The organism is Methanoregula sp., from assembly GCF_052325125.1.
Taxonomy (GTDB): domain Archaea; phylum Halobacteriota; class Methanomicrobia; order Methanomicrobiales; family Methanospirillaceae; genus Methanoregula.
Genome location: NZ_JBKQWO010000046.1, coordinates 40727 through 49427, shown reverse-complemented (window position 1 = coordinate 49427; position 8701 = coordinate 40727). Strand labels below are relative to the sequence as shown.

General features: G+C 54.2%; 7 protein-coding genes. All 7 read right to left on the bottom strand.

Annotated features, from left to right (window positions below):
• Positions 1 to 491: class II fructose-bisphosphate aldolase (locus tag ACLQMU_RS10350; protein ID WP_443673694.1), on the bottom strand; the 491-nt coding region annotated here is incomplete at its 3' end.
• A gap of 18 nt (positions 492 to 509) precedes the next feature.
• The gene (locus tag ACLQMU_RS10345) at positions 510 to 1412 is read right to left on the bottom strand and encodes a class 1 fructose-bisphosphatase (protein WP_422149432.1); all 903 of its coding nucleotides are present in this window, start codon (positions 1410 to 1412) and stop codon (positions 510 to 512) included.
• A gap of 370 nt (positions 1413 to 1782) precedes the next feature.
• Entirely contained in the window at positions 1783 to 2262 is a 480-nt protein-coding gene (locus ACLQMU_RS10340) for an Hsp20/alpha crystallin family protein (protein WP_424039265.1), read from the bottom strand.
• Positions 2263 to 2447: 185 nt separating this feature from the next.
• On the bottom strand, positions 2448 to 3515 hold the full coding sequence (gene dnaJ / locus ACLQMU_RS10335; RefSeq protein ID WP_424039263.1) for a molecular chaperone DnaJ: 1068 nt from the start codon (positions 3513 to 3515) through the stop codon (positions 2448 to 2450).
• A gap of 14 nt (positions 3516 to 3529) precedes the next feature.
• A complete protein-coding gene (dnaK, locus tag ACLQMU_RS10330; RefSeq protein WP_424039261.1) occupies positions 3530 to 5401 on the bottom strand; it encodes a molecular chaperone DnaK in 1872 nt (623 codons plus the stop codon).
• The gene (locus tag ACLQMU_RS10325) at positions 5394 to 5882 is read right to left on the bottom strand and encodes a nucleotide exchange factor GrpE (RefSeq protein WP_422149428.1); all 489 of its coding nucleotides are present in this window, start codon (positions 5880 to 5882) and stop codon (positions 5394 to 5396) included. Before ACLQMU_RS10325 ends, dnaK begins: the two co-directional genes overlap by 8 nt.
• A 49-nt stretch (positions 5883 to 5931) precedes the next feature.
• Positions 5932 to 8595 (bottom strand): ATP-dependent Clp protease ATP-binding subunit, encoded by a 2664-nt coding sequence (locus ACLQMU_RS10320; RefSeq protein ID WP_424039259.1) that lies wholly within the window; start codon positions 8593 to 8595, stop codon positions 5932 to 5934.
• Positions 8596 to 8701 lie beyond the last annotated feature (106 nt).

The window sequence follows — 8701 nt, the reverse complement described above, 5'->3', positions numbered from 1 at the left end:
TTTCCTTTCATCTGCTGTTTGATGTAGCGGGCGATATCCGTGGTGGCCGCGATATTCCCGTCCAGTTCCTCGCGGACGTTCTTTCCCTCAAAGTTGAAGAGGTGCGAGGCATCGATGGCAAACGAGGTGTACCCGGCTTTCACCTGTGCATCGATCAACTCCCTGGTCCCGGCGATCTCGGCGGCATCGCCTTTCTTGATGGAAATATGGTCGGCGTGCAGCGCCCAGATGTCGCAGCCCGTCGCTGCTGCCGCTGCCCGCATCTTATCGCCAAAAACCTGCGGAGTCATGCCGGTGTAGCCCCCCTTAAGATCGGACTCGGACCGTGCGAGTTCCATGAAGACCGCCGAGTCGGTATCTTTTGCAGCCTTGAATATCCCCTCGGCAACCGTGGCGATACGGACGTTGGCCGCCATGACGATGGCTTTCTTTCCTGCTATCCCTGACAGGATCGTCGAGCCGGGGATCGGGCCATAACTGTGTGTATTCATACTGGTGCTCCCTTGTACTTATCCTTCCTTCATACAGGTTTCAATCTTTGCGATCTCCTTTCTGCCACCGATGTAGAGGGGCGTGACCTGGCCAATGGTTTTCGGTTTGATCTCCCGGTAATCTTTATGCCCGTCACTCACCGCACCGCCGGCTTCGCAGACGATCATGCCCATGGGGTTTGCCTCGTAGAGAAGGCGCAGTTTGCCTGCCTCTTTTCCCTTGGAGCCGGGATAGGTAAAAACCCCGCCCTTGTGGAGGATCTGGTGGACGTCGGCGACAAAACAGCCGGAAAACCGGAGTTTATACCCGTCGCCTTCAAGGCATTCGATCCAGCGGGCGTGGGGGGCGAGATAGTCCTTGCGCAGGGCGCCGGGGGAGTGGATCTTCCCTTCCGGGATCTTCAGGTTCTCATGGCGCAGGGCAAACTCCCCGTTCTCGCACCGGACAAACTCGTGCACACCGTGCCCGGTGGTAAAGACAAGAAGCGTCGTGGGGCCGAACAGGATGTAGAGGGCGGCGATCATCTTTTTTCCCTTTTCAAGGACATGGCCAGGGTAGATGCCGATGATGGAGCCCACGCAGAGGTTGACATCGAGAAGCGAAGAGCCGTCAAGCGGGTCGATGACCACGCCGAAATCGTTCTGTGCGCCGCTGATCTCGATCACCTGGTCCTGCTCCTCGGTTGCGATGTACCGGACAAGGCGCGACTCCTGGAGCGCATGGATAAACACCTCGTCGGCGTACTTGTCAAGGGGCTTCTGGTCTTCCCCGAACATGTTCCGGGTGCCGCAGGCCCCGGTGTTCATGCAGGTGGAAAAAAAACCCTTCTTTACCACGCCTGCCTGTTTGCTTAAGAAGAGGATAAGCCCGGCAAGTTTCTGCTCTGTCCCCTCTTTTGCGAGAAATTCAGAAAGCATCATGGTATGAATCCTGATGCTGCCATACACAACTCCATCTCTGATCACCGGGAGGGGTTATGCGACCGGCGGCATCCGTGGTTAGTCCTTTGATCCTGATCTTTATCAGGATTATTGTCCGGCAGTAACAGGGTTTCTGCCATAATACGCAGTATGGATTAAAAAACCCCAAAACAGCATTGTATACCGGGAGATAATCATACAAAAGGCAGTGTGTTTGTTCAAGGGTGACGGGTTCCACCATCCATAGTCATAAAAAAAGGGAATTTTTGTTCGTGCCGGGGTTTGAGTTGCACCTGGAACCTGTCCCCTTATTGCAAGGCAGGTACCGGAGCGTTTTAGCTCTATCATTCCCTCAGGCTCCCCCCGATTCTTAATCGATGAATATTTTTCCCCGTGGTTCTTTCGCGATCTTTTTCAGACGGACTTCCAGCACGCCGTCCCTGAACGTTGCAGATGATCCAGCATCAGTCACCGGTTTTGGGAGGGGGACTACCCGTGTCATCGACCTGGACATACGCTCACGCGGGCAATACCTCTCGTTCTCATCTGTTATCACCTCCTTTTGTTCGCAGGTGATTTCCAGCGCATGAGGATTGATCAGCTCGAGAAAAATGTCTTTTTTCGTGATACCGGCACTCATATCTGCGGTAATTACCACTTCGTCATCGTTCTCAAAAACATCCACACGGAGAGTTGTCGGTTGCAGAGGCAGCATCTTTCTCGCAGACCCTCCAAAAGCGGGTAATAACGCCGCAGGGGTGGTCCCGTATATCTGCCGGTTCAACACCTCCAGGTATTTCCTCATGTCTTCAAGTTCATCAAAGACAGACCGGTAATACCATTTTACCATGTGTTTTTCCCCACACCGGATTGGGAATCAACAGTATCTGAATCCCGTCCTGATCCTTTTTGCCGATCAAAACCTGCTGCCGGTTCTTTCTCTCTGGTTCCCCGTTTGGTCCGCGCCCCTGAAAAACAGGTGCGCCGGGACGAACGCGGGTAATGAACCTCAAGGTCAGCGGTCCCGATCATGGTTCATCCCGCCGGCCCGCCCACGAACGCTTCCTTCATCAGGTCCTCCTGCTTTTTTGTCAGGTCTGCAGGAATCTTCACGATAACCTTTACCATAAGATCCCCCCTGTTGTCGGAGTTTAATAACGGCATCCCCTGCCCCCGGAGCCGGAAGAGGGTGTGGCTCTGCGTGCCGCGGTGAATTTTTAAGGCCGCACTCCCGGTAATCGTCGGAACGGTGATCTCTCCCCCAAAAAGTGCGGTGGCGAGGCCGACAACTGCGGTGGAAGTCAGGTCCGCGCCCTGCCGCTCGAAGACCTCGTGTTTTTTTATGTGAACGACAACGTAGAGGTCGCCGGGAGGCCCCCGGTTCTCTCCCGGTTCTCCTTCCCCGGCAATGCGCAAAAACTGCCCGTCCTCTACGCCCCGCGGGATCGTCACCTCGATCCGCCGCGTTTTCTGGAGCGTCCCTGCCCCGTGGCAGGTCCTGCAGGGTTTTTCAATGATCTTGCCGCTCCCGCCGCACTCCGGGCACTGTGCGATGCTCATCATCTGGCGGTTACCCACTTTCTGCGGGGTCCTGATCTCGCCGGTTCCCCGGCAGGCAGGGCAGTCCCGGAAATAACCGGGCTCTGCACCCGTTCCATGGCAGGTACCGCATACGAAATCATGCGGGACCGCCACCGTATTTTTCGTGCCATAGAATGCATCGGCGAGCGTTACTTCAATGTCATAGCGGAGATCTGCCCCTGACCGTTGCCGTGCCGTCCGGGATCCCCCGGAAAAAGCATTGAAAATATCCCCGAGACCATAGTCCCGGAAGAGGTCATCGTAACTGGGTGGGCGGTACCCGGATGTGTCCCCGGGCCCGAACTCGATATGACCCCCCTGGTCGTACTGGGCTTTCTTCTGGGGGTCGCTTAATACCTGGTACGCCTCGTTGATCTCCTTGAATTTTTCTTCCGCGTCCTTGCTCCCTTTATTCAGGTCCGGGTGGTATTTTCGTGCGAGGTGCCTGAATGCCTTTTTCAGATCGTCTGCTGAAGCATCCCGTTTTACGCCAAGGACCTCGTAATAGTCGCGCGTCGCCATGAGTCGGGGAAAAATTATTTTTCATCCTTTACTTTGAAGTCGGCGTCAACGACATTCTCGCCGCCAGGTCCGCCGGCATTTTGCGAAGGTTGTCCGGTGTCCTGCGAAGCGGCCTGCTGTTGTGCCTGCCGCTGGGCGGCCTCCTGGTACGCGGCGGTACCTGCTTCGCCGAGGACTTTCTGGAGTTTTTCTGTTTCGGTCTTAATACGGGAAGTATCCTTACCCTCCAGTGCTGCCTTGACCGCGGTGATCGCGGCATTCAGCCGTTCAACCATGTCCGGGTTCAGTTTACCCTCAAGATCGGTTTTGGTTTTTTCCGCCGTGTAGACAAGAGAATCCGCGATGTTATGGGCCTCGACTTCTTCCTTTCTCTGCCGGTCCTGCTCTTCGAACTGTTTTGCCTCGTCGACCATCTTCCGTACATCGGTTTCTGCCAGTTTTGTCGAAGCGGTGATGGTCATCTTCTGCACTTTTCCGGAGCCGAGATCCTTTGCAGATACATTGAGGATACCCGATGCGTCGATATCAAAGGTGACCTCGACCTGCGGGATCCCCCGGGGCGCCGGGGGCAGGCCGACAAGGTTGAACTGGCCGAGGCTCACGTTATCGGATGCCATGGGACGCTCACCCTGGAGAACATGGATCGTGACCTCGGTCTGCATATCCGCCGCAGTTGAGAATATCTGGCTCTTCTTTGTCGGGATCGTGGTATTCCGGTCGATGAGGGCGGTGCGTACCCCCCCGAGGGTCTCAAGGCCGAGTGTTAAGGGGGTTACGTCCAAGAGCACCATGTCGCTGATCTCGCCGCCAAGGATCCCGCCCTGGATCGCCGCACCCATGGCCACGCATTCCATCGGGTCGATGCCCCGTTCCATCTTCTTTCCCACATTGTCCTCGATAAATTTCTGGACAACCGGCATCCGGGTGGGTCCCCCGACAAGGATCACTTTCTGGATATCGTTCTTGGTCAGTTTTGCATCCCTGAGTGCCTGCTCGAACGGGTTAATACACCTCCTGATGATCGGGTCGATCAGCTGCTCGAGTTTTGACCGCGACAGTTTGATGTTGAGATGCTTTGGACCTGACTGGGTTGCCGATACATAGGGAAGGTTGATCTCCGTCTCCATGACCGTCGAAAGTTCGATCTTGGCTTTTTCAGCGGCTTCTTTTACCCGGTTGATGGCCATCCTGTCATTCCTGAGATCGATGCCTTCCTGTTTTTTGAACTCGTCTGCGATCCATTCGTAGATGGCATTGTCCATGTCCGTACCGCCCAGCTGGGTATCGCCTGAGGTCGCAAGAACGGTAAACGTGCCCCCGCCGAATTCCATGATGGTGACATCGAGCGTGCCCCCGCCGAGATCAAAGACCAGGATCTTGAACTCGCCGCCCTTATCGAGGCCATAGGCCATGGACGCCGCGGTCGGTTCGTTCACCAGCCTGACCACGTCGAGGCCGGCGATCTTTCCTGCATCCTTCGTCGCAGTCCGCTGGTTGTCGTTGAAATAGGCAGGGACGGTGATGACGGCCTTGGTGATCTTTTCTCCCAGGAACGCTTCGGCATCGCGTTTGATTTTCTGGAGTATGAACGCTGAGATCTGCTGGGGGGTGTACTCCTTCCCGTAGATCTTATAGACGTGGTTTGTCCCCATCTTTCTCTTTGCCGCGGTAACGGTACCCTCCGGGTTGCTCACGGCCTGCCGCCGCGCCGGCTCCCCGACGAGGAGCTGGCCATCCGGGGTAAATGCCACATAGGAGGGAAACATTTTGCCGGCAACCGTTGCTCCTTCCGCGGACGGGACGATAGTCGGTTTACCGCCGACCATGACGGACGCTTCGCTATTCGATGTACCAAGGTCAATTCCGATAATTTTCTCATTAGCCATTGTTCTCACCAACGTTCTCTGTTACATGTTCTGCGATCTTTACCTTCGAGGGCCTGATGACTTTGGATTTCAACTGGTAGCCTTTCCCGAAATCTTCCAGGATCGTATTCTGCTCTTGTGGACATTTCTCTGTACATAATACCTCGTGAAAACGGGGATCGAATTTTTTTCCCACGCAGTCTATCGGTTGCAATCCGTAGTCGGACAGGATTTTTGCAAATTTTTTATAGATCATTTCCATTCCTTCCCGGTTCTTCTCCTGCTCTAAGGATGGCAGGGCCAGTTCGAAATCGTCCAGGATAACGAGGAGGTCGTGGATCAGTCTCTCGTTTGCAAGGGTGGTGATCGTGTCCTTTTCCTTTGCACTCCACTTGCGGAAATTGTCGAAATCTGCCTGGAGGTATTTCAGCTGATTGAGACGTTCCTCAGCGAGCCGGGTCTGTTCTGCGAGTTCTTTTTTCAACTCTTCGATGTCTTCCATTGTCGTACCCCCTCACCCTGATTTTTTTTAGCAGACCGGAGGTTCGGGATCAGGCATTCCCGAACACCAGTTTTCCTCCTTTCTCATCGACAACGATCTCCTTGTCCTTCTGGACTTTCCCCTCAAGGATCATTTTTGACAATTCATTCAGCAGGTTTTTCTGGATCACCCGTTTGATCGGGCGTGCACCGAACTGAGGGTCAAAGCCCAGGGTGGCGATAAACCGGATGGCTTTTTTTGTTGCCCTGATCCGGATTTCGCTTTTTGAAAGCATTTTCTGGATGCCCTCAATTTGAATCTCGACAATTTCCCGGATCTCATCCTCGGTGAGCGGTTTGAACATGATAACCTCATCGATCCGGTTATAGAATTCAGGAGGTATTTCATTCTTGACCTTTTCGATTACCTCTTGACGAGTGATTTCGAATACTTCTTCTGGACTTTTCTCGCCAAGATCCTGTACTTGCTGATGCGTTCCCGTTCGCAATAGGAATTCGGATTTCTCTTTCCGGTTCTTACCACCGGCATTCTCCAGATTTCGCTGGATAATATCAGAGCCGATATTCGAGGTCATGATCACGATAGTATTTTTGAAATCCACCGTGCGGCCCTTGTTGTCGGTCAGGCGACCGTCGTCAAGCACTTGTAGCAGGATGTTGAATACATCCTTGTGGGCTTTCTCGATCTCGTCCAGCAGGACCACGGAATAGGGCTTTCTCCGGACCGCTTCGGTCAGCTGCCCGCTCTCTTCGTACCCCACATAGCCCGGCGGTGCGCCGATCAGCCGTGAAACGGTATGCCGTTCCTGGTATTCCGACATATCGATCCGCACCATGCTGTTCTCGTTGTTGAACAGGAATTCGGCGAGCGCCTTTGCGAGTTCCGTCTTCCCGACACCGGTCGTCCCGAGGAAGACAAACGAGCCGATCGGACGTTTTGTGTCCTGCAGCCCGGCACGGCTCCGGCGGATTGCATCGGACACTGCCCCGATTGCCTCATTCTGGCCGACGACACGCTTGTGGAGTTCGGCTTCGAGGCTGAGCAGTTTTTCCCTCTCGCTCTGCAGCATCCTGCTCACGGGGATCCCGGTCCAGCGCGAAACCACTTCGGCAATTGCCTCTGCATCCACCTCCTCGTTCACCATTGCGGAATCCTTTTGCAGCACTTTTAGTTTTTCCTTCAGGCCATCGATAATCTTATTGATCTCCGGGATACGGCCATAGTCGATCTCTCCCACCTTTCCGAGGTCACCGCTGCGGATCGCACCTTCCCTCTCGAAATTCAGGTTTTCGATCTCATCCTTACGTGACTGTATCTGGTCTGCAAGATCTTTTTCCGACTGCCACTTTGCATTCAGCCGGTTTCGTTCCTCGGTCAGGTTCGCGATCTCTTCATTGAGGATCTGCAACTTTTCCCGGTCTTTTTCCCGTTTGATGCCTTCCGTCTCAATTTTCAGCTGCTGGATCTTGCGTTCGATCGTTTCCAGTTCTTCCGGTTTCGAGTTTCTTTCGAGGCGAAGTTTTGATGCAGCCTCGTCGATTAAGTCGATCGCCTTGTCGGGGAGGAACCGGTCGGAGATATAACGCTGCGAAAGTTCAACGGCGGCAATGATCGCCTCATCCTTTATTTGTACATGGTGATGGATTTCGTATTTCCCTTTAATGCCGCGAAGGATGGAGATGGCATCCTGTGAATCCGGTTCATTGACCATCACCGGCTGGAACCGCCGTTCGAGCGCTTTGTCCTTCTCGAAATACTTCTGGTATTCCTTCAAGGTCGTTGCGCCGATGACATGGAGTTCTCCCCGTGAAAGCGCGGGCTTGAGGATATTGGCCGCGTCCATGGCGCCCTCGCCACCGCCGGCCCCGACCAGGGTGTGAATCTCGTCGATGAAAAGGATGATCTCCCCTTCAGCGGATATCACTTCCTTAACCACGCTTTTCAACCGTTCCTCGAATTCTCCCTTGAACTTGGCCCCGGCGATTAGGGCTCCCATATCGAGGGAAAAGATCTGCTTGGACTTCAGGTTATCCGGTACATCCCCGTCAATGATCCGGTGGGCAAGACCTTCGGCAATGGCGGTTTTTCCCACGCCGGGCTCCCCGATGAGGATCGGGTTGTTCTTCGTTCTCCGTGAAAGGATCTGCAGCACCCTGCGGATCTCTTCGTCACGCCCGATCACCGGATCGAGTTTTCCCTTACGGGCAAGATCATTCAGGTTCCGGGCATATTTTTCGAGGGCGTTATAGGTCTCTTCGGCGTTCTGGCTGTTCACGGTCTCACCTTTCCGCAACTGGCTGATGGCAGTCTTTAAGTCTTTTTCCGTTACCCCGTTCTCCTTGAGGAGCCGTGAGGTGCTGTTCCCCACCGAAAGAATCCCAAGGAGGATCTGTTCGAGCGAGACAAATTCATCCCCGGACTCCTGGGAAAGAGCGGTGGCTTTCTGCAGGGCTTTTGTGGCATCACTGGAGAGGTTCTGATCCCCGCCGGTTACCTCGGGATACGCATCGATGATCTGGTCGAGTGCTGAAGTGAAACCATCGAGGTCCACATTCAGTTTCCTGAGGAGGTACGGGATGACGTTCTCGTCAACCAGGAGCATTCCTTTGAGGAGGTGCGACGTCTCGATAGCCGGGTTCTTTTTTGCCGTTGCTAATTCGATTGCCTTCGAAACGGCTTCCTGCGATTTGATGGTGAAATTGTTGAAATTCATGGTGCTGGTTGTTTTTTTCGTTGTTCGTGATCCGCTACCGGTAATTCGTAATAGCGCTTCTTCCTGTCAAATAGTTTGGCAATGAGGAAGCTGGTCCTGTAAACAC